General features: G+C 35.6%; 19 protein-coding genes and 2 tRNA genes. 1 reads left to right on the top strand and 20 read right to left on the bottom strand.

Going from position 1 to position 20,695, the window contains the following annotated elements; genetic code table 11:
- Window positions 1-3: 3 nt before the first annotated feature.
- Genes BN999_RS01295 through hemA form a run of 4 tightly spaced genes read right to left on the bottom strand, consistent with a single transcriptional unit; the run spans window position 4 to window position 3,910 of the window.
- Window positions 4-762: a uroporphyrinogen-III synthase gene (locus BN999_RS01295; RefSeq protein WP_096269590.1), complete on the bottom strand. Its 759-nt coding sequence runs from the start codon at window positions 760-762 to the stop codon at window positions 4-6.
- Window positions 762-1,691 (bottom strand): hydroxymethylbilane synthase, encoded by a 930-nt coding sequence (gene hemC, locus BN999_RS01300; RefSeq protein ID WP_096269591.1) that lies wholly within the window; start codon window positions 1,689-1,691, stop codon window positions 762-764. Before hemC ends, BN999_RS01295 begins: the two co-directional genes overlap by 1 nt.
- Window positions 1,692-1,706: 15 nt before the next feature.
- The gene (locus tag BN999_RS01305) at window positions 1,707-2,525 is read right to left on the bottom strand and encodes a cytochrome C assembly family protein (RefSeq protein WP_096269592.1); all 819 of its coding nucleotides are present in this window, start codon (window positions 2,523-2,525) and stop codon (window positions 1,707-1,709) included.
- A 20-nt stretch (window positions 2,526-2,545) separates the two neighbouring features.
- Window positions 2,546-3,910 carry a glutamyl-tRNA reductase gene (gene hemA, locus BN999_RS01310; RefSeq protein ID WP_096269593.1) on the bottom strand — a complete coding sequence of 455 codons (1,365 nt, stop codon included), beginning with the start codon at window positions 3,908-3,910 and terminating at the stop codon, window positions 2,546-2,548.
- Between the two features lie 220 nt (window positions 3,911-4,130).
- Between hemA and BN999_RS01315 the strand changes: the two genes are divergently transcribed.
- Complete coding sequence (locus BN999_RS01315) at window positions 4,131-4,610, top strand: LiaI-LiaF-like domain-containing protein (protein WP_096269594.1); 480 nt, start codon at window positions 4,131-4,133, stop codon at window positions 4,608-4,610.
- Window positions 4,611-5,234: 624 nt separating this feature from the next.
- Here BN999_RS01315 and BN999_RS01320 read toward each other — a convergent pair.
- The 16 genes from BN999_RS01320 to BN999_RS01395 form a co-directional block, all read right to left on the bottom strand.
- Window positions 5,235-5,957 carry an amino acid ABC transporter ATP-binding protein gene (locus tag BN999_RS01320; protein WP_176481845.1) on the bottom strand — a complete coding sequence of 241 codons (723 nt, stop codon included), beginning with the start codon at window positions 5,955-5,957 and terminating at the stop codon, window positions 5,235-5,237.
- A gap of 31 nt (window positions 5,958-5,988) precedes the next feature.
- Complete coding sequence (locus BN999_RS01325) at window positions 5,989-6,618, bottom strand: amino acid ABC transporter permease (RefSeq protein WP_096269747.1); 630 nt, start codon at window positions 6,616-6,618, stop codon at window positions 5,989-5,991.
- 67 nt (window positions 6,619-6,685) lie between these two features.
- Window positions 6,686-7,513 carry a transporter substrate-binding domain-containing protein gene (locus BN999_RS01330; protein WP_096269596.1) on the bottom strand — a complete coding sequence of 276 codons (828 nt, stop codon included), beginning with the start codon at window positions 7,511-7,513 and terminating at the stop codon, window positions 6,686-6,688.
- A 276-nt stretch (window positions 7,514-7,789) separates the two neighbouring features.
- Window positions 7,790-8,371, bottom strand: a complete 582-nt coding sequence (yihA, locus tag BN999_RS01335) for a ribosome biogenesis GTP-binding protein YihA/YsxC (protein WP_096269597.1) — start codon at window positions 8,369-8,371, stop codon at window positions 7,790-7,792.
- Window positions 8,352-10,688, bottom strand: a complete 2,337-nt coding sequence (lon, locus tag BN999_RS01340) for an endopeptidase La (RefSeq protein WP_096269598.1) — start codon at window positions 10,686-10,688, stop codon at window positions 8,352-8,354. The genes yihA and lon overlap by 20 nt, the downstream gene beginning before the upstream one ends.
- Before the next feature lie 865 nt (window positions 10,689-11,553).
- A complete protein-coding gene (gene clpX / locus BN999_RS01345; protein WP_096269599.1) occupies window positions 11,554-12,831 on the bottom strand; it encodes an ATP-dependent protease ATP-binding subunit ClpX in 1,278 nt (425 codons plus the stop codon).
- Between the two features lie 399 nt (window positions 12,832-13,230).
- Window positions 13,231-14,520 carry a trigger factor gene (gene tig / locus BN999_RS01350; protein ID WP_096269600.1) on the bottom strand — a complete coding sequence of 430 codons (1,290 nt, stop codon included), beginning with the start codon at window positions 14,518-14,520 and terminating at the stop codon, window positions 13,231-13,233.
- Between the two features lie 150 nt (window positions 14,521-14,670).
- Window positions 14,671-15,648: a tetratricopeptide repeat protein gene (locus BN999_RS01355; RefSeq protein WP_176481838.1), complete on the bottom strand. Its 978-nt coding sequence runs from the start codon at window positions 15,646-15,648 to the stop codon at window positions 14,671-14,673.
- 128 nt (window positions 15,649-15,776) lie between these two features.
- Window positions 15,777-15,850, bottom strand: a tRNA-Arg gene (locus tag BN999_RS01360).
- 11 nt (window positions 15,851-15,861) lie between these two features.
- Window positions 15,862-15,932 (bottom strand) — tRNA-Gly (locus BN999_RS01365).
- A gap of 166 nt (window positions 15,933-16,098) precedes the next feature.
- Entirely contained in the window at window positions 16,099-16,608 is a 510-nt protein-coding gene (locus BN999_RS01370; protein WP_096269602.1) for a metallophosphoesterase, read from the bottom strand.
- A gap of 13 nt (window positions 16,609-16,621) precedes the next feature.
- Window positions 16,622-17,218, bottom strand: coding sequence for an XTP/dITP diphosphatase (locus BN999_RS01375; protein WP_096269603.1), 597 nt, complete (start codon window positions 17,216-17,218; stop codon window positions 16,622-16,624).
- A gap of 12 nt (window positions 17,219-17,230) precedes the next feature.
- Window positions 17,231-17,980 carry a ribonuclease PH gene (gene rph / locus BN999_RS01380; protein WP_096269604.1) on the bottom strand — a complete coding sequence of 250 codons (750 nt, stop codon included), beginning with the start codon at window positions 17,978-17,980 and terminating at the stop codon, window positions 17,231-17,233.
- Between the two features lie 193 nt (window positions 17,981-18,173).
- Window positions 18,174-19,259 carry a GerMN domain-containing protein gene (locus BN999_RS01385; protein WP_096269605.1) on the bottom strand — a complete coding sequence of 362 codons (1,086 nt, stop codon included), beginning with the start codon at window positions 19,257-19,259 and terminating at the stop codon, window positions 18,174-18,176.
- Between the two features lie 136 nt (window positions 19,260-19,395).
- A complete protein-coding gene (gene racE / locus BN999_RS01390) occupies window positions 19,396-20,208 on the bottom strand; it encodes a glutamate racemase (RefSeq protein ID WP_096269748.1) in 813 nt (270 codons plus the stop codon).
- A gap of 22 nt (window positions 20,209-20,230) precedes the next feature.
- The gene (locus BN999_RS01395; protein WP_373453618.1) at window positions 20,231-20,683 is read right to left on the bottom strand and encodes a MarR family winged helix-turn-helix transcriptional regulator; all 453 of its coding nucleotides are present in this window, start codon (window positions 20,681-20,683) and stop codon (window positions 20,231-20,233) included.
- Window positions 20,684-20,695 lie beyond the last annotated feature (12 nt).

The raw sequence follows: 20,695 nt of genomic DNA on the forward strand, positions 1-20,695 counted from the left end.
TCTTCAATCCTCTCTCATAACAATATCACACATAACTTGTATCATACCTTCTATAGTAAATAAGTCTGATGAAATAACATTGTTGAATCCAAGTTGTCTCGCCCGCTCCTCGGTTGTTGTTCCAATACAAACAATTAGTGTATCATTCGAAATCTCTCTATTTGAGAATTTCACAAAAGCTTCAACTGTCGAGGGACTCGTAAAGGTAATAAAATCAAACTTAGTGGTATTAAGCACTTGCTGTAGATGTTCACTTATCTCACCATTATAAACAGTTTCGTATACGACTATTGTATGATAAGGTACTCCAGCTTCCTCAAAGCCTCTTTCGATTACATCTCGAGACCTGCTCCCTTGAACTAATAACACTTGTCCAATATTATGATAGTTTTCCAGGAATTCTTTAACCATAGTCTTTCCATCATACTTAGAAGGAATTATTTCAGCTTGATAACCGTATTGATTTAGGACTTCCCCTGTTTTGTGTCCAACTACAGCAAATTTTACGTTTGATAAATCCCAATTCTTATTGATTACTATTTCAAAAAAGCATCTTACTCCATTGACACTAGTAAAGAAAACCCACTGAAATTTTTCCAAAGGTTGTGGTAATTTTTCTATAAAATCAGTCCTACATGCTATTTTCAATAAGGGAACTTCTACTACACTAGCACCACATTCATGCAGTTGATTAGAAAACAACTTCGCTTGGCTTGCCTCTCGTGTTACCAGAACTTTCTTCCCTGATAATGGAAGAGCCATTACTTATCGAGCTCCACTTTCACTTGCTCGATAATTTCTCTGGCACCTTGTTTCATTAACTTTTCAGCAGCCTCTTTACCTACTTGCTCAGGGTCTGTTCCACGAACAACCTCATTTAGAATTGTTTTTCCATCAGGCGTACCAACCAGCGCATTTAAGACCACTTCGTCATTCTCTAAGTAAGCGAATCCCCCGATAGGTATCTGGCATCCACCTTCTAATAAATTCAAGTAAGTTCTTTCAGCAGTAACCGTTCTTACTGTATAATCATCATTTATTTTAGAAAGAATAGAACGAATCTCATCATCATCTTCACGACATTCAATTGCTAATGCTCCTTGACCTACAGCAGGAACACAGACTTCTGGTTCTAGGTATTCTGTAATTAGTTCTTCATTTAATCCAACACGCTTTAAACCAGAAACTGCAAGAATAATTGCATCATAATCTTCTTCTTGTAATTTACGAATTCTAGTCTCAATGTTTCCACGAATCCATTTAATTTCGATATCAGGTCTAGTTGCAAGTATTTGTGCTGCGCGACGTAAGCTACTCGTACCAACGATGGCCCCTTGAGGTAGATCCTTCAACAATACATTATTCTTTGAGATTAAGGCGTCCCTGTGATCTTCCCTAATCGGCATGGAAGAAATAACCAATCCTTCAGGTAATACAGCAGGCATATCTTTCATACTATGGACAGCAAAATCAATCTCTTTATCATAGAGGGCTTTTTCTATTTCTTTTACAAATAGGCCCTTCCCGCCTACTTTAGATAAAGTGACATCTAGAATGCGGTCTCCTTTTGTCATTATTTTTTTTACTTCAATCTCATTTTCTACTCCTGCTTTTTTCAATTCATTAATAACCCAATTTGTCTGAGTTAATGCAAGATTACTTTTTCTTGAACCAACAATTATTTTTCGCAATCTAATTCCTCCTAATTAAATATGAAAGTTCGATAGTTCGGTAAATAAAAAGAAATTAATAATTAAAATTAGAAATGCATAAGTGTTATATCTCGCTAATGTTTTACCTGAAAACCTACGTACAATCCGCAGTATTAGATAAACAATATATACACATAAAACTAATATGGAACCTAATGTTTTTAAATCAAACCAATAAAATTCAACATGTTCGGTATAGGCCCATACGAAACCTAAGATTATCCCTATAAATAATAATGGAACACCAATCGATATAGTACGAAAGGTGAAGTAGTCGAGCCTATCTAAATCTCCTATGCGCCACATCCATTTTATCGCTTTTTTCTCTTTTAAGAAATGATATTGCACCATATACATTAAGGACACAAGAAAGGATATTGTAAAAAATCCATACGAGATAATTGCTAAAGATATATGAGCGATTAGTATCTCATCAACAAGTTTAATACCATTACTAACAACTTGTGATTGCGCAACAAGAGATACATGCATAAGTAAAATGAAAAAACCGAATAAATTAATGAAGAAAACAATAAAATTCATTTTAAATAAACGATTCATAATGATAGAAAACGTGACAAGGACCCAAGCATAAAAATAAAGGCTATCTATTATAGTAGCGATAGGTATACTTTTTTCTATCCAAATATGTTGAAATAAAAAAAAGGTTTGTAAGACCCAAACCATACAAAGTAACCAGAAGGCGGATTGTTTTGCCTTCCGGTTTTGCTGTACAAAATCAATAAAGAAACCAATAAGACTTAAAACATAAATAAATAATATACACTCATAGATCCAACGAACATCAACCATACTACAAATCCTTTACTAATTTAATTCGTAGCGACCTTATTTATTAGAGGAATTTCATTTTTAATAGATTGTAATATAAGTTCATTTTTTTCTACTTGTTTTGCAAATTCCTCTTTTACTTGTTCTTCAATACCAAATATATCAATAAATAATTGCAATGATTCTGCAGCATTCTCAGAACCAGCTAACTCTTTTGCTTGTGTGATAGGATCTTTCAACAGCTGATTAATAATACTTTTTGTGTGTTTACTAAGAACTTTTCTTTCTCGATCTGTTAAGTCTGGCATCTTTCTTTCAATACTCTTCATTGTTTCAGCCTGAATAGTAAGAGCTTTATTTCTTAAAGCTGAGATTACTGGCACAACCCCTAATGTTTTGAGCCATTCCTTAAAAGTGACGATCTCTTTTTCAAGTAGGATTTCAATCTGTTCTGCAGCTTTTTTACGTGTTTCTAAGTTTTCATCAACAATATGTTGAAGATCATCAATATCATATAAAAACACATTGTCCATTTTACCAATAGCAGGGTCGATATCTCTAGGTACAGCAATATCGACTAAAAACAACGCTTTACCTTTGCGTTCTTTCTGGATGGATTGAAGCATTTCATTTGTTAATACATAATCATTAGAGCCCGTAGAACTAATCAAGATATCGGTTTGTGTTAGAACTTGATTGAGGTTATCTAGTTGTTCGGCCCTTGCATTAAATTGATTGGCTAGATCCATTGCTTTCTCTAATGTGCGGTTTACAACAGTGATATTCGTCGCACCAGAACCCTGTAAATTCTTCGCTGCAAGTTCGCCCATCTTTCCAGCACCAAGTATCACGACATGTTTATCTGCTAAAGTTCCAAAGACTTTCTTTGCAAGTTCAACAGCTGCATAACTTACAGAAACTGCATTTTCACCAATAGCTGTTTCTTTTTGAGCCCTTTTAGCAAATGTAATAGCTTGTTTAAACAGTTCATTAAATACCGTCCCTGTTGCTTTAATCTCCTGTGAAGCTAGAAATGCATTTTTCACTTGACCAAGAATTTGTGTTTCGCCAAGAATCATAGAGTCTAGACCCGCCGAAACTTTAAACAAATGTTCCAAGGCTCCATCGTCTTCAGTAATTCGTAGACACGAAGAAAACTCTTCCTTATCTATACCAAACCAATCAGCAAGAAACTGCTTTATATAATAACGACCTGTATGTACCTGGTCGACTACAGCATAGATTTCAGTTCGGTTACAAGTTGAAACGATAACGTTCTCTAATATACTTTTACGGTTTTTTAATTCTCTCATGGCATCCTGAAGAGAGTTTTCTGAGAAAGTTAGTTTTTCTCTAATTTCAACAGGGGCTGTCTTATAATTTAAACCAACTTTTAAAATATGCACCTTATCTCTCCTCCAAAAGTTAAGCGGTTCAAATAGGCTTGAACATTATAATGATACTTTATATTATAACATAGTAATATCGTTTAATTTTCTGCTATTGTGAACAGATTTTGAAACAATATGCTATCATAAAGATAAATACAGATGTACTCTAACATACCATGATATTAGAAGCAAGAAATCAACATGGATTCTCTTGATAGTTAAGCGAGGTGAAACAATGAAAAATAAAAATACATTAACTGCTTATATGCTAATTGGAATTGGGCTTTACTTTTTACTTAGACAATTAAAACTTCCTATTTTTACAGACTTTTATTCCTGGCCAACCATTTTAATCGTTATCGGACTTGCACTTTTAATTTACAGCTTTCAGACAAAAGAATATAATTCATTATTTAGTGGAACACTTGTTTTCGGACTTGGGATTCATTTTCACGGAATTAGACATTATAGTTTTTGGATTGACCATTGGGCAATGTATCCATTGATAGTTGGGATTGCTTTTCTTGTGCGGTACTTCAAGACAAAACAAGGATTATTACCTGGACTTATTCTTCTGTTAATTTCTTGTATCTTTATCTTCTCTATTAATATTCCGTCATGGTTTGATTGGATACATGATGTTGCTGATTTCATTGATGTATATTGGCCAGTTGTATTAGTTGTGATAGGTGTTTATCTCCTTAAGAAAAAATAAGAGTATTCTTTATCCTAACGAAAACGAATTATGCCACCTAGTTCTTTTATTTTATGTATATTCTTATTACATATTTTATAGAAACTGTACAGTAACAGAGGTAACATTATTTGATTTGGTGAAGCTTGATGCTACCGCTCCGGCAGAATACTCCACTTTCCGCGGGCCCGGCCTCAGCCTCCTCGAGGAAAGTTCGCCTCTGCGGGGTCTTCGGACACGTGCTTTTCCCGCAGGAGTCTCCGTATTCTGCCTGCGCTAGTTTGGTTTTTTAACTTTAAGTTAGTAAGTAATTATTGTGTTATATTTTTTCCGCTCAATACTAGCGAAGGAAATACACGGAGACTCCTGCGGGAGGATAGGCATCGGTGAGACCCCGCAAGAGCTTTAGCTCTGAGGAGACTCACCAGCCGCCCGCGGCAAGGTAGACACTGTGAGGTCTTTTCGAACAGATGTCGCCCCTGTGCTGGCAGTAAAAGCGGAGTGTATTTGCGTAGCGGGTATGCTCCTCTATCCAAGATGCTTATTTACCGCATAGTTTCTATCAAAATTGCAACAAATACTGGAATTTAGGCAAAAGAAAAATCCGAACTAATGGTAAGATTAGTTCGGATTTCTGTTTGACTCTTATAAAATAGAACTTAAAAATTCTTTTGTTCGTTGTTCTTTAGGGCCATCAAATATTTCTTCAGGTTTTCCGTATTCAACGATTTTACCATCATGCATATAAACAACCCTATCCCCTACTTCACGAGCAAATCCCATTTCATGAGTTACAACAACCATCGTCATACCCTCTTCAGCCAATTCTTTCATGGTATTTAACACTTCTCCAACTAACTCTGGATCAAGAGCTGAGGTTGGTTCATCAAATAACATTACTTCTGGATTCATTGCAAGTGACCTAGCTATGGCAACTCTTTGCTTTTGTCCTCCTGATAACGTTGATGGATAAACATGATATTTATCAGACAGACCAACCTTATCTAATAATACTTTCCCTTCTTCGATTGCCTGTTTTTTGGGCGTGTTTTTCACTAAAATGGGTGCTTCAATCACATTTTCTAATACTGTTTTATGCGGAAATAGATTAAAGTGTTGAAATACCATGCCAACTCTTTGACGAATTTCATTCAAATTATGTGTATCCTTTTCAACTTGTTCACCTTCCAGAAATATTTTCCCATCATCTTTAATCTCTAGAAAATTCAAGCAACGTAATAATGTACTTTTCCCAGAACCACTTGCACCAATAAGAACAACAACATCACTTTCTTCAACTTGGAGATTAATATTTCTTAACACATGTAAGTCTCCAAATGATTTATTTAATCGTTCTACCTGCACCATTAATTTTTTAGCCATTCCCTAGAACACCTCCTTAATCACTTTTCGCCAATCTTTTCTCTATTCTATTCACAACAACAGATAGGACTAATACGATGACTAAGTAATAAATAGCCGCGATGGAATAGAAAGTTAGAAAATCAAATGAATTAGAGCCTAAAGAGCTTGAAACACCAAATAACTCTTGAGCTCCAATAAAGGAAACAAGTGAAGAGTCTTTAATACCAATTATGAATTGGTTTCCTAGGGAAGGAATAGCCCTACGAAAGGCCTGTGGTAGAATAATTCTTCTCATGGTTTGTAGCTTAGTCATACCAAGTGATCTACCAGCTTCCATCTGCCCTTTTGCAATGGACTGAATAGATCCCCTGATTATTTCTGCAATATAAGCACCACTATGAATAGCTAAACCAATAGCACCCGCCCAAAATGCATCTATCAATATAATTTCAGTAATCCCATAATATAGGACAAAGATTTGTACAATTAAGGGAGTACCTCTTATTAACCAAATGTAAGCATCTGCAATCCATTGTAATGGCTTAATACTGGAGATTTTTAATATGGCAAAAAACAACCCAATAACAAATGCCATGACCAAGGAAGCAGCCGATAAATATAGTGTTATCTTTAGACCTTCCAAGAATATCGGATAGCTTTCCATAAATACATCAAAAAAATGAGACAACGTGTGACAACTCCTTATGATTTTTACAAGCTCAAGACAGTAACTATTCTAATTCTTCCGGTTCTTGAGTTATGTCGACACCTATCCATTTTTCTGCGAGTTTGGCTAGCTCACCACTGTCTTTTAACTCTTGAAGTGCTTGGTTAATTGCTTCTAATAAAGCATCATTCTCTTTATTAACTGCAATAGCTTGCTCACTAACCCCTAATTGTCCACGGTTTTCAATTTCAAGACCATTCTGAATGGCTGTTTGGCCTGTTATGTCATCGGTAATCACCGCATCATGATGTCCCTTAGCCAAAGACTGTAATGCTACAACATCACTATCAACTTGTGGAATATTGTTCGTGTATTCCCCTGCAATCTCAACATATGTGGAACCTCTTGATACGGAGATTTCTTTACCATTCAGATCGTCCGCAGATTGAATATCACTATCTGGTCTGGTATAAATAACTGGGCCAGAATAATAATAGGCCTCTGAAAAGTTAACTTTCTCTAGCCTCTCCTCTGTAATCGTATGACTAGCAACAGCAATGTCATAACGCCCCTCATTTACCCCGGTAACAATTCCAGAGAACTTCGCTTTTTGTTGAACCGCTTCAAGCCCAAGCTTCTCAGCAATTGCTTCTGCTACAGCAATGTCATAACCGATCATTTTATTACCTTCCATATAACTAAACGGCTTGAACTCTCCTGATGCAGCAAAAATAAGCTTACCTTCCTCAATTAACCCATACTCCGAACTTGTATTTTCGCTATCGCTGCTTGATGAACTTTCGTTTGGCTCTGTTGTTGATTCCTTGGAGCCACATGCAGCTAGTACCATTATTGATAATACGAAAAAAAGTGTAATTTTCAGTTTTCTCATAAGATAAATAATTCCTCTCTTCCTATTTTTGAAATGACAAAAGTCATCTCCTGCTTAAAAAGTATAACAAGTTATTAGTCGAACAACCAATTGCAAATTATCTGATAAATTAGAATTGAAAAGGAAGAAACCCGGTTATGGGCGTATAACTATATATCCCTTATAATTACTAAAGGATACTCCATGAGACTCTAATATCATCAAAAATCATGTTTATTGATGATTACATAACAAAAAAAGACCAAATTCTAAATGAATTTGATCTTTTTATCGTGATTATAGATATTTTTTTAATATACCCCAAGCTTCATCTTTACCTTCACCAGTTTCAGCTGAGAATGGCAATACTAAATCACCTTTTTCAACTTGCAACGTATTAATTGTTCTCTTTAAATGACTTGCTCGTTTACCTTTTGGTATTTTGTCCATTTTGGTTGCAACAACAATGACGGGTAGTTCAAAATGCTTTAAGAAGTCATACATCTGGATGTCATCTTTTGTGGGCTCATGTCGTATATCCGTAACAAGGAGAACCGCTTTTAAATTCTCTCTTGTCTGGAAATATTCTTCCATCATCTTGCCCCATTTTTCACGTTCTGTTTTGGATACTTTTGCATATCCGTATCCCGGAACATCCACGAAGTAAAATGCATCATTTATTTTATAGAAATTTAAAGTTTGTGTCTTTCCTGGTTTTGAAGATGTTCTAGCTAAACTTTTACGATTAATTAATTTATTGATAAAAGAAGATTTACCAACATTAGATCGCCCCGCTAACGCAATCTCTGGTAATAGATCATTTGGGTATTGTTTTTTACTAACTGCACTTATTACAATTTCAGCGTTTGTTACTTTCATGTGATTCCTCCACTAAGGCGTGCTCTAAGACTTGGTCTAAATGACTTACAGATATAAATGTGAGTTCTTTCCTTACACTTTCAGGAATATCGTCTAAATCCTTTTTATTATCTTCAGGGAAGATAATCGTTGTGATTCCTGCGCGATGGGCACTTAATGATTTCTCCTTGAGGCCACCAATCGGTAGAACTCGACCTCTTAATGTAATTTCACCTGTCATGGCAACTTCTTTTTTTACTGCACGATTGGAAAGTGCTGATACTAGGGCTGTTGCCATTGTTATTCCAGCTGATGGGCCATCCTTAGGGGTTGCCCCTTCTGGAACATGAATATGGATATCATATTTCTCATGAAAATCAGGTTCAATACCGAGTTCTTCAGCTCTAGATCGAATATAACTGAATGCAGCTTGAGCAGATTCTTTCATTACATCTCCTAATTTTCCAGTAAGAGTAAGTTTACCCTTACCAGGATAGTGAGAAACCTCTATCGATAGAGTATCTCCGCCAGCTGTTGTGTACGCAAGACCTGTTGCAGCACCAATTTGGTTTTCTGTTTCCATTTGTCCATAGCGGAAGATTGGTTTTCCTAGCAAATCTTCTAGGCTCTTCTCTGTAACAACTACACGCTTCTTCTCATCTGATACAATTAATTTGGCAGCTTTCCTGCAGATCTTTGCAATTTGCCTTTCAAGGGTCCGAACACCAGCTTCCCTTGTATACACTCTAATTAATTTCAACAATGCTTCATCACGAATTTGCAAATTGCTTTTTTTCAAGCCGTTTTCTTTCAATTGTTTTAGAACCAGATGTTCTTTTGCAATATGAAGTTTCTCAAACTCTGTGTAGCCTGATAATGAAATAAGTTCCATCCTGTCTAAAAGTGGACCTGGTATATTATTTACATAGTTTGCAGTTGCAATGAACAATACATTTGATAGATCATATGGTTCTTCAATAAAATGATCACTAAAGCTATTATTTTGTTCCGGGTCCAATACTTCCAGCATAGCTGAAGATGGATCACCACGAAAATCATTTGACATTTTATCTATTTCATCTAATAAAAATACTGGATTCACTGTTTTAGCTTTACGCATTCCCTGAATAATACGACCAGGCATTGCTCCAATATAAGTTCTACGATGACCACGAATCTCAGCCTCATCACGAACTCCACCTAAGGATATTCTGACGAAGTTTCGATTAACCGATTTAGCAATAGATCTGGCTAAGGAAGTTTTTCCGACACCAGGAGGTCCTACCAAACAAAGAATAGGTCCCTTTAAAGAATTTGTTAGCTTTTGAACAGCTAAGTATTCTAGAATCCTTTCTTTGACCTTATCCAGCCCATAATGATCCCTATCTAGTATCTCTTGAGCTAACTTAATTTCTATTGTATCCTGTGACTTTTCAGTCCATGGTAAGGCTAATAACCATTCTAAATAATTACGAATTACTGCACTCTCTGCAGATGACTGTGGAACTTTTTCATATCGCCCTAATTCCTTTAGTGCAACTTCTCTAATTCGTTCTGGCATATCCGACTCACCGATTTTTTTTCGCAAGTCGCTTACTTCACCAGATTTACCATCCTTATCACCGAGTTCTTTTTGAATAGCCTTCATTTGCTCCCGGAGATAGTACTCTTTTTGTGTTTTCTCCATGGAAGACTTTACTCGTTGACCAATTTTCTTCTCTAAGTCTAATACTTTCTTTTCATTCGATATTAATTGGATTAAATGATGTAGTCTTTCCTGTGTATTCAACATTTCAAGTAAATCTTGTTTTTCTTTTAATTTAAGAGAAAGATGAGATGTAATTATATCCGCTAATCTGCCTGGTTCTTCAATATCACTAACTGTTGTAAGAGTTTCTTTTGTGATCTTCCTAGACACTTTTACATATTGTTCAAAAAGTTTTAATATGTTACGCATTAATGCTTCTTCTTCGATTGCGTCGCCATATTCTTCCTCTAAATCTTGTACTTCTACTACGAATTCCTCTTCTTGATCGATAAATCGTATAATTTCTCCTCGGTTTAGCCCTTCCACAAGTACACGAAATGTTCCATTTGGAAGCTTTAGCATTTGTTTAATCTTTGCTAATGTACCTATACGGTAAATTTCTTCAGGGGTTGGCTCATCGATACTTACTTTTTTTTGAGCTGCAAGAAAGATAATTTGATCATCTACCATTGCTTTTTCAATTGCTGCAACAGATTTTTCTCTTCCTACATCTAGATGAAGTACCATTGTTGGAAATACTAATAAACCACGTAATGGGAGGAGGGGAACTTGTTTTGTATCACTTGACATTATGTATGTACCTCCAAACAATCAAATTTCATTTTAAAAATATGTCTATATCCTCTTAAAGTTTATAGAACTGTTATTAGTTTGTAAATTAATTGAGTTTCCTAATTAGTTTACCCTTGGTTTTAGTAACTAATTCTTGATATTACCTACCAGCCAGATCCAACCGGTCACACTTCTCTTATTCATTTAGCATCTAAATGTTTATTCTTTTCAAAACAACAGTTGATAGAAACTGCGCGGTAACTAGTTTAATTAAAACAGAATTAGTTATTGGGTATAGCTGTTCGACACCGCTCCGGCAGAATACTCCGCTTTCCGCGGGCCCGGCCTCAGCCTCCTCGAGGGAAGTTCGCCTCTGCGGGGTCTTCGGACACGTGCTTTTCCCGCAGGAGTCTACGTATTCTGCCTGCGCTGGTTTAGTTTTCTAATTAATGTTAGAGGTTAAATTACGTATTTTAATAATTAAATGCTATTAAATTTATTCATTTCCTTCTTACTAGCGAAGGAAATACACGGAGACTCCTTGAAAAAGAACATCACTTTTTCTGCGTGCGATGCATTGCTGCCGTAGCATTCCTTGTCCTGCGGGAGGATAGGCATAGGTGAGACCCCGCAGTGCGTAAGCTCGAGGAGGCTCACCAGCCGCCCGCGGAAAGCGGAGTGTATTTCCGTAGCGAGTATGGTCCTCTATCCAAGATGCTTATTTACCGCACAGTTTCTAACATATTTTGTAATCAATATTAAGCTTTAAATTAATAAGCTGATAAAAAAGGGCTGACTAGGGACTTTAATTCCGCTTCAGATGATCATCTGGTTGGGAGCAAAGAATCCTAGTCAGCCTCTTTGGTTAATGTTTGTTTATTGATTAAGCACTTTCTTTTGGTAACTTTGTAATTTCTTCCGTAACGGTTCCATCAGTAAAATACAGTTTTGGACTACCGTTTTCGTTGGTGACTGTTTCCTTGGTGATGACACATTTTTTAATATCTTCACGAGAAGGAAGTTCGAACATTACATCTAACATAATAGTTTCGATGATGGATCGTAAGCCACGAGCACCAGTATTTCGTTCAATGGCTTTTTTAGCAATTTCTACTAATGCTTCCTCTTCAAATTCGAGTTCAACATTATCTATTTGGAATAATTTCTCATATTGTTTAACTAGAGCGTTCTTTGGCTTTGTTAATATCTCAACTAAAGCAGATTCATCTAATGGCTCTAAGCTACCAATAACAGGTAATCTTCCAATAAATTCTGGGATTAATCCGAAGCGATGTAAATCCTCAGGTAAGACTTTTGCTAGTAATTGACCTTTATCCAACTCTTCCTGCTTTTCATTGGCACCGAATCCAATAACCTTTTTACCAAGTCTTCGTTTAATGATTTGCTCGATACCATCAAATGCTCCACCACAAATAAATAGGATGTTTGTTGTGTCGATTTGGATAAACTCTTGATGTGGGTGTTTACGTCCACCTTGAGGAGGCACACTCGCTACAGTTCCTTCCAAGATTTTAAGAAGTGCTTGTTGAACACCTTCACCAGAAACATCTCGAGTGATAGACGGATTCTCGGATTTACGTGCAACTTTGTCAATCTCATCAATATAAATGATACCTTTTTCAGCTTTTTCAATATCATAATCTGCCGCTTGAATTAGCTTAAGCAAAATGTTCTCTACATCTTCACCAACATATCCGGCTTCTGTTAGAGAAGTGGCATCTGCCATTGCAAATGGAACATTGAGTATTCTAGCTAAAGTTTGGGCAAGTAGTGTTTTACCACTACCTGTTGGCCCAAGCATTGCAATATTACTCTTGGATAGTTCCACATCATCATTACTCTTAGGTGAGTTAATACGCTTGTAATGATTATATACCGCTACAGAAAGGTTCTTTTTGGCCTTTTCTTGTCCAATTACATAATCGTCTAATATGTCACAGATTTCTTTTGGTTTTGGAACTTCTTTGAATTCCAATTCTTCTTCTGTTCCAAGCTCTTCCTCTACGATTTCAGTACAAAGTTCTATACATTCATCACATATATAAACGCCAGGTCCAGCGACTAGTTTACGTACTTGTTCTTGACTCTTACCACAAAACGAGCACTTAAGTTGCCCTTTTTCATCATTAAATTTAAACATTAAATTCACCCCTAAAGTTTCTGGTCGAATAACACAAAACGTTAAGTTATAATAGTTATCATATCAGAAGGTGTTTTGAAAACAAAATAATTTACCCTGAGTTTGCTATATACGCATCTTGATAGTGGTTTACTTTGTATTCAATCTAAATATAATCCATAACTAATCATTTTGTATTTCATTAGTTTATATTAGTATATGTCACTATGCCCAATAAAATTGACAATGAAACGCGCAAGATTGGACTTTGTTTTTTAATCATACTAAAAATACCTTTAAATTACTAAAGAAAAGGGTTATAATCCTAGCTTTTTTAGTAGTAACAATTATCATAGTGTAAAAAAACAAGGTACGAAATCTCGCACCTTGTTTTTTGTATCGTAACAGTTTTGTATTTAATTATGCAACTGTTTTACTATTTTCTACTAAGAAATCAATTGCTTTACGGAATAATAAATCTTCCTTAATTGCATCTAGGTTTCCACCTAGCATTTGCTTCAATTGTTCCTTATCAGTACCATACATACCTGCCATTGTTTCTAACTCAGCATTTACGTCTTCATCAGAAACGTCTAGGTTTTCAGCTTTTACAATTGCTTCTAATGTAAGGTTTGTTTTAACTCGCTTACCAGCATCTTCGCGCATTTGTTCTTTTAATGCATTCTCATCTTGACCAGAGAATTGGTAGTAAAGATCAAGCGTCATACCTTGCATTTGAAGACGTTGTTCAAATTCACGCATCATACGATCAAGCTCAGAATCTACCATAACTACTGGAACTTCAACTTCTGCATTATCAGTTGCTTTATTAATCAACTCTTCACGTTTTGCATTATCTGCATTTTGTTTCTTCTCTGATTCTAGTTGCTCACGTTTTTTAGTTTTTAATGCATCTAATGTTTCTACTTCATCATCAACATCTTTTGCAAATTCATCATCTAATTCAGGTAGTTCTTTTGACTTAATTTCATGGATAGTAACTTTGAATGTAGCTTCTTTACCAGCTAATTCTTCAGCATGGTAATCTTCTGGGAACGTTACTTGAATTTCCGTTTCAACGCCAGCTTCTTTACCAACTAATTTTTCTTCAAATCCAGGAATAAATTGACCTGAGCCAATTTCTAATGAATGATTTTCACCTTTACCACCCTCGAAAGCTTCACCATCTAAGAATCCTTCAAAGTCCATTACTACAGTGTCGCCTTCTTCAACGGAACCTTCTTCTTTTACAACTAACTCTGCATGACGCTCTCTAAGTTGTTGTAATTCGTTATCTACATCCTCATCTGTTACAGCAACTTCAAGTTCTTCTACCTCTAGACCTTTGTAATCACCTAGTTTTACTTCAGGTTTAACTGTCACATCTGCGGTAAATACTAATGCTTTTCCTCTTTCAATTTCTTTAATATCAATGCTTGGTTGATCAATTGGATCAATTCCAGACTCTTCCACTGCTTTTACATAAGCATCAGGTAATACGATATCTACTGCATCTTGATATAGAGATTCCACACCGAAACGTTTCTCGAACATTGCACGTGGCATTTTACCCTTACGGAATCCTGGAACCTGAACTGTTTTAACAACCTTTGCGAAGGCTTTATCTAAAGCTGTTTCAAATTCCTCTGCAGGAACTTCAAACGTTAATACTCCTTCATTACCTTCTTTTTTCTCCCATTTTACTGACATATAAATTCCCTCCAAAATCTATTATTTCCATTAACTACTTAAATTCATTAATTAGATTTAACCTTAAATTACAATTCACTTGTTAATTTGCAACCATCTTATTATACCATATTTATATACCCTTTCAAGCCATAAGCAAAAGTTAATGACTTAATCCTCAATGATAGATAGATATAGATGTTCACTTTTTATTATTTCATCAAGGTAGTATTTAAGATGCTTATCCATCGGGTCCTCTCCACCATGGTCTAAAATATAATTACTGAAATTCACTAAAGTCTCTGAGATTAATTCTTTATCATCACTTGGCGGAAGTATTGGATAATGTACATAAAGGTAACGATATAACGATTCAGATAAAAATATGTTCATAATTGGATTATTTTGTTCAAAGTTTCTTAGGTCATACATAATTGCTTTATATATATCTAGTTCTTTAATTTCGGGAATGTCGATAGGCTTTACCTGTAATTCTTGCCCAAGTTTATTAACCTTAACCAACTTTGAATAGCTTTGTTCTTGTAACCATATGAAAATGGCGGTTTTTATTACTGGGTGTACGCTATGATGAACTAGTAATTTAATAACCGCAGTATCAGGTTTAATATTCATTCTTCTTAGCTGCATAATATTGCGCCATTGTTTCTTATGATCAGAACTTTTAACAGCTTGTAATAATTCTTCTATGTAAAGAGATGTCTTTTCGTCCACAAGATCAGATTCCATTTTTTCACTCACATCATATAACTGTAAGAATTGTTCTCTAAGGATAGATGGCAGGTTATCAGATGTAAGTTCCTCCTCTATTCTTTCCTTTAGAAGGTCATATTTATTAGATTGAAATAAAATAGTGAGATAAATATGTACAAAATGGAAATAATGCTCATTATGTTTATCTTGGATAATTTCTTCGCACATATCTTCCGCTTCCTGCAAGCGACCTAATTCCATTAAACACATCATTTTACCAATTAGTATTTCCTGGTCAGTTACTTGATATTGAATTAGTTCATTTATCTTTTCCAAAGCTTCTTCATACCGCTTTGCCTGCAAGTCTTGAAGACTCTCTTCTTTTAATGATTCTTTCCATTTTGGAAAGAGAATAATATTTTCATCCTCTGTATGCATGTTTTCACCTCTTATCGTAGTTTTATCGATTAATATAAGTAAAATACATGGTAAACTCCTAAGCATACTTCTTAGGAATACCAAAACATTAAAAAAGAAACCTATGGAAATAGGTTTCTTTTCTTAGACGTCCCAGGAGAGATTCGAACTCCCGACCCACAGCTTAGAAGGCTGTTGCTCTATCCTGCTGAGCTACTGGGACAAATGTATAAGAGCGGGTGATGGGAATCGAACCCACGACATCAGCTTGGAAGGCTGGAGTTTTACCATTAAACTACACCCGCATGTCAGATATAAGTATTATATTATTTTTTAAACAATTCCATGCATTTTTTTGGTCACAAGAATCATTATAGGCAGTTTCGTTTTTATTGTCAACACTTAATTCTTATTCGCAAAATAAAGCATCAGTTGAAGGATATCTAAACGGTCTATCCTTCAACTGAAATCTTATAAACTCGTTACAAAAGATAACTCTTCAACCTTCTTGCCTTCTAATGTGATAAAATCAACTGCTATTTCCTCGTTTGTTTCCCAAGTTATGATTGCATAAGTTTTCTCTGATCGTGTTCTTGGCAAACGAATACTTCCAGGGTTTAGGAATAACTTTTGATTGACCTTTTCCGCTCCTGCGATATGTGAATGGCCAAAACAAACGATATCTGCACTTTTTTCTTCTGCACTATAAGCTAAATTCATCAGGTTCATTTTCACATTATGTAAATGGCCGTGCACAACAAAAAATGTTAAACCATTAATTTCCTTCTTCTGTTCATTAGGAAATTTCCCATTGAAATCACAATTTCCTGCAACTGTAATAACATTTTCTAATTCTTTGGCATCTTCTCTAAGTTCGGAATCACCACAATGAATAACAAAATCGGCTTTCTCACGATTCTTAATATGTTGAATTTCTTTTGTTAATCCATGGCTATCACTCAAGATTACTACTTTTGTCACGATATCCACTCCACTAGCCTTGATTTTTAATCCAATCCTCTAACTGACTAATTGCATTGCTACGATGACTTATCTTATTTTTCTCATCTGGAGTAAGTTCTGCCATAGTTTGCTTATATCCATTAGGAATAAAAATAGGATCATAACCAAATCCATGATTTCCTATTTCTTCCGTTCCAATTGTCCCCTCACAGATACCTTTCTTATAAAGGGTTGGTTTACCAGGTATAGAAACAGATAGCACACATACAAACCTGGCAGTACGCTCTTCTTCAGGTACATTTACTAACTCTTGTAATACTTTATGAATATTCTTCTTATCATCTTTAGGTTCTCCTGCATAACGTGCAGAATAAATTCCCGGTCTCCCATCTAATGCATCAATGATTAACCCCGAGTCATCTGCCATAACGGGGATATTTAATATCTTACATATTCCTTCCGATTTTAAAGCAGCATTCTCTTCAAATGTTGACCCAGTTTCTTCAATATCGGGCAGTTCTTCTTCTATGTCTAATAAAGAAACTGCTTTAATTCCATATCGGTCGAATAATGTTTTAAATTCTTCTGCTTTTCCAGCATTCCTTGTAGCAATTAAGATTTCTTTCATTTATTTAACTCCTTATTTACGTGTTTCACCGATACGTGTTACTAGTTCTCCCAAGGATTCTTTTTGTAATGTAAAGATTTCCTGTAAACCTTCATCTGCTAGTTTCAATAGTTTTTGTAATTGATCCATAGAAAACGTCGCTTCTTCTCCGGTTCCTTGTATTTCAACGAATTCACCTGAACCAGTCATCACAATATTCATATCGACATTTGCTTTAGAGTCTTCTTCATAGTTCAAATCTAATATCTCCGTTCCATCCGGAAGTATACCGACTGATGTAGCTGCAAGAAAATCCGTTACTGGCATTTTCTTTAATGTGTTTTTCTCTAATAGTTTACCAAAAGCAAGAACAAGAGCAACATACGCTCCAGTAATAGAGGCGGTTCTTGTCCCACCGTCCGCTTGAATGACATCACAGTCAATCCATACCGTTCTTTCTCCAATATTATCTAAATCAACTACTGAGCGAAGAGCTCTTCCAATTAGTCTTTGAATCTCCATAGTTCTTCCAGATACTTTTCCTTTAGAAGACTCACGAATATTTCTATCTTGAGTGGCACGGGGTAACATAGCATATTCTGCAGTGATCCACCCTTTTCCTTGTCCACGCATAAAAGGAGGAACCCTGTCTTCAATGGTAGCATTACAAATTACTTTTGTTTCGCCAACTTGTATTAAGACAGAGCCTTCTGGATGCTTTATAAAATTTGTAGTAATGGTAATAGGTCGTAAATTATTTACATTTCGTTGATCGGTTCTCATGTTTAAACTCCTCCTTCTCTAGAATTTAGCTTATCATATTTTACTGGAAAGATTCACCTTATTACAATCAGATGCTCAAGTAAGGATTGATGTATGTATCTCAATCCCTAAATACTTTCCTCTTTACCTAAAGATTCATCAATAATAATAAAAAAAGAAGAGCAAAATTGCCTGCTCCTCTTATCTTATACTATTATAACTTTTCAGATGGTGTAAGTGAATCACGTGTTACAGGTTCTGAGTAAACTTCTCCACTTTCATTGGCTATTTGCTCGACATTTTCAACCTTGATATTAACCGCTTCAATTGATTCTTGTTCTGTAAGGGTGCGTACCAAAGTTTCCATTACTTCATCTGCTATTACTCCATTTTCCATATCTTTTAAAATATCCTGATTAAATTCAAGCTCTAATACTCCGCTATTTAATTTAGGATTATTTAGTAACATGGTCTGATCATTAAAAACATGCATTAGATTCGTGTCATAAGCAGGCCCTTCTATAAGTGCATCTACGATTGCCTGATGAACATCTCCATCTTTGACTTCTAGGTATTGGGTTACCGGAACAAAATATTGGTTATCATCGTGTTCTGTCGGAAAATACATGGTAACCGCTTTACTGTTGATCAAATCGACTGTATCTGTCTGTACTATGTTAATTCCATTCGCTCTGGTGTATCCATTTGAAATTGGAGTACCATCAACTGGCATTGAAGATAAATCCTTACCACCAACCCGAAGCTTAACACGATCAATCGTATCAAATTGGGTTAAGGTAAATGTCATTGCTTCTAATATTCTCTTTTCATCCTTTGCTGCATACTCATTAAATTCTTCCGATAAATCAACAGTGGCCGTACCTGCTTCAATGCTTAATCCAAGTACTTCTGTTCCAGCAGGTAATACTGCTTGGAATCCATTTGGTAATAATGATGTAACCGGTCCATCCTGCACAAGATATTCTAGCACTTGTGAAGCAACTTCTTTAGAGTCCGGTACCGGTAATTCAACATTTTGTGGCGCTACTAATCCATTCGAATCTAGTAGAAATAACTGACGCATTACAGTTTGAGTCGCCTCTTCTGATTGATCAGCTTCTTCCGTTTCCTCTTGATTACCTGCCTCATTATCAGTTGCTTGATTTTCTTGTCCATCAACAGCTTCCGCATTCGGTGGTGGATCCATATCAGGCAGTGATTGCTCTCCTTGGAAACATCCAGTTAATAACATTAACGTAAATAATGATGCAAGTAATATTAGCAAATTTCGCTTTCTCATGTCATTCCCTCCTACGATGGTTTGTACTACTATGTATACGAGCCTATTTTTAATTTAGACCTTTTGAATAAAAAAAAATCTGCACATCAAATCCAATAATTTGATGTGCAAATCCATTTTTTAAAATATTTATAGGTTATATAACTGCTTTTTCAATAGCTACAGACTTAAGATTATCAATGGAACTATTAAAAATACGTTTCGTGAGTGATGTAAAGTTATCAACATCACCAGTTGTGTAAAATTGATGGTAACATGGTTCTGTTTCATCATTTAATAACTGGTTTATTTGAAGTATTGTACTTGTTTCTCTAGCAGTTTCTTCACTTGAGGAGATTAAAGTTATATCAGGTCCAACTACCTGTTGGATGACTTCTTTAAGCAATGGGTAGTGCGTACATCCTAAGATTAGTGTATCCATTTCACTAAACTGCTTCAAAGGTAATAGCCCATGTTCTACCGTCTTTTCAGCATAGCTACCGGAAAGTATACCCTGCTCCACAATTGGCACAAATGTTGGGCATGCCAAAGAGATAGTGTTCAATCCAGGCTTTAGCATTGTTAAGGCATTTGAATATGCATTACTACGAACAGTACCTTCAGTTCCGATGATACCTACATGGTTATTTAGTGTTGATTTAATCGCTGCTCGTGCTCCTGGCTGAATAACACCAACAACAGGTATTGTAAGATTTTTCTGCAATTGTTCTAACGTATATGCTGTGGCAGTATTACAAGCGACAACTAGCATCTTTATATCCTTAGTTAATAGAAAATCAACCATTTCCCAAGTAAAACGAATGATTTCTTTTTCTGTTCTTGGACCATATGGACAACGTAAAGTATCACCAAGATAAATTAGTTTTTCTCTTGGAAGTTGTCTCATTAATTCGTGTACAACTGTTAATCCACCGACTCCCGAGTCGATGACACCAATAGGTTTATTCAAAACTACCGCCTCTTCTAAGATGTTATTTTTCATTTACAGTTTTCATTTGATGATGCAATAGATTAAGAAGTTCAATCAATGTTTTCGTTTGTTCTTCAGAAAAGTTCTCTAAGACTTCATTAAGGTAATTTTGTCGTTTCAAAATAACCTCTTCAATAATACGATGACCCTTTTCTAATACATGTATACGAACGACACGTCGATCATTAGTATCTCGAACACGTTCCACTAAATCGTTTTTTTCCATGCGATCAACTAAGTCTGTTGTCGTACTAAACGCAAGCCCATTCTTAGAGGATAATTCACCAATTGTCAGATCCCCTTCTTCTCTCAGCCACTGTAAGGCAATGAATTGTGGGTTTGTAATAGGATAGTTATTTAAAATCTTACGACCATTTTGCTTGATTGCTCCCGATATATGTCGGAGTGTTTTTTCTAATTGAGCAATAGATTCTGTTGAGTTTTTGTTTTCCAAGACGTTTCCTCC

The organism is Paucisalibacillus globulus (assembly GCF_900184735.1).
Taxonomy (GTDB): Bacteria; Bacillota; Bacilli; order Bacillales; family Amphibacillaceae; genus Ornithinibacillus; species Ornithinibacillus globulus_B.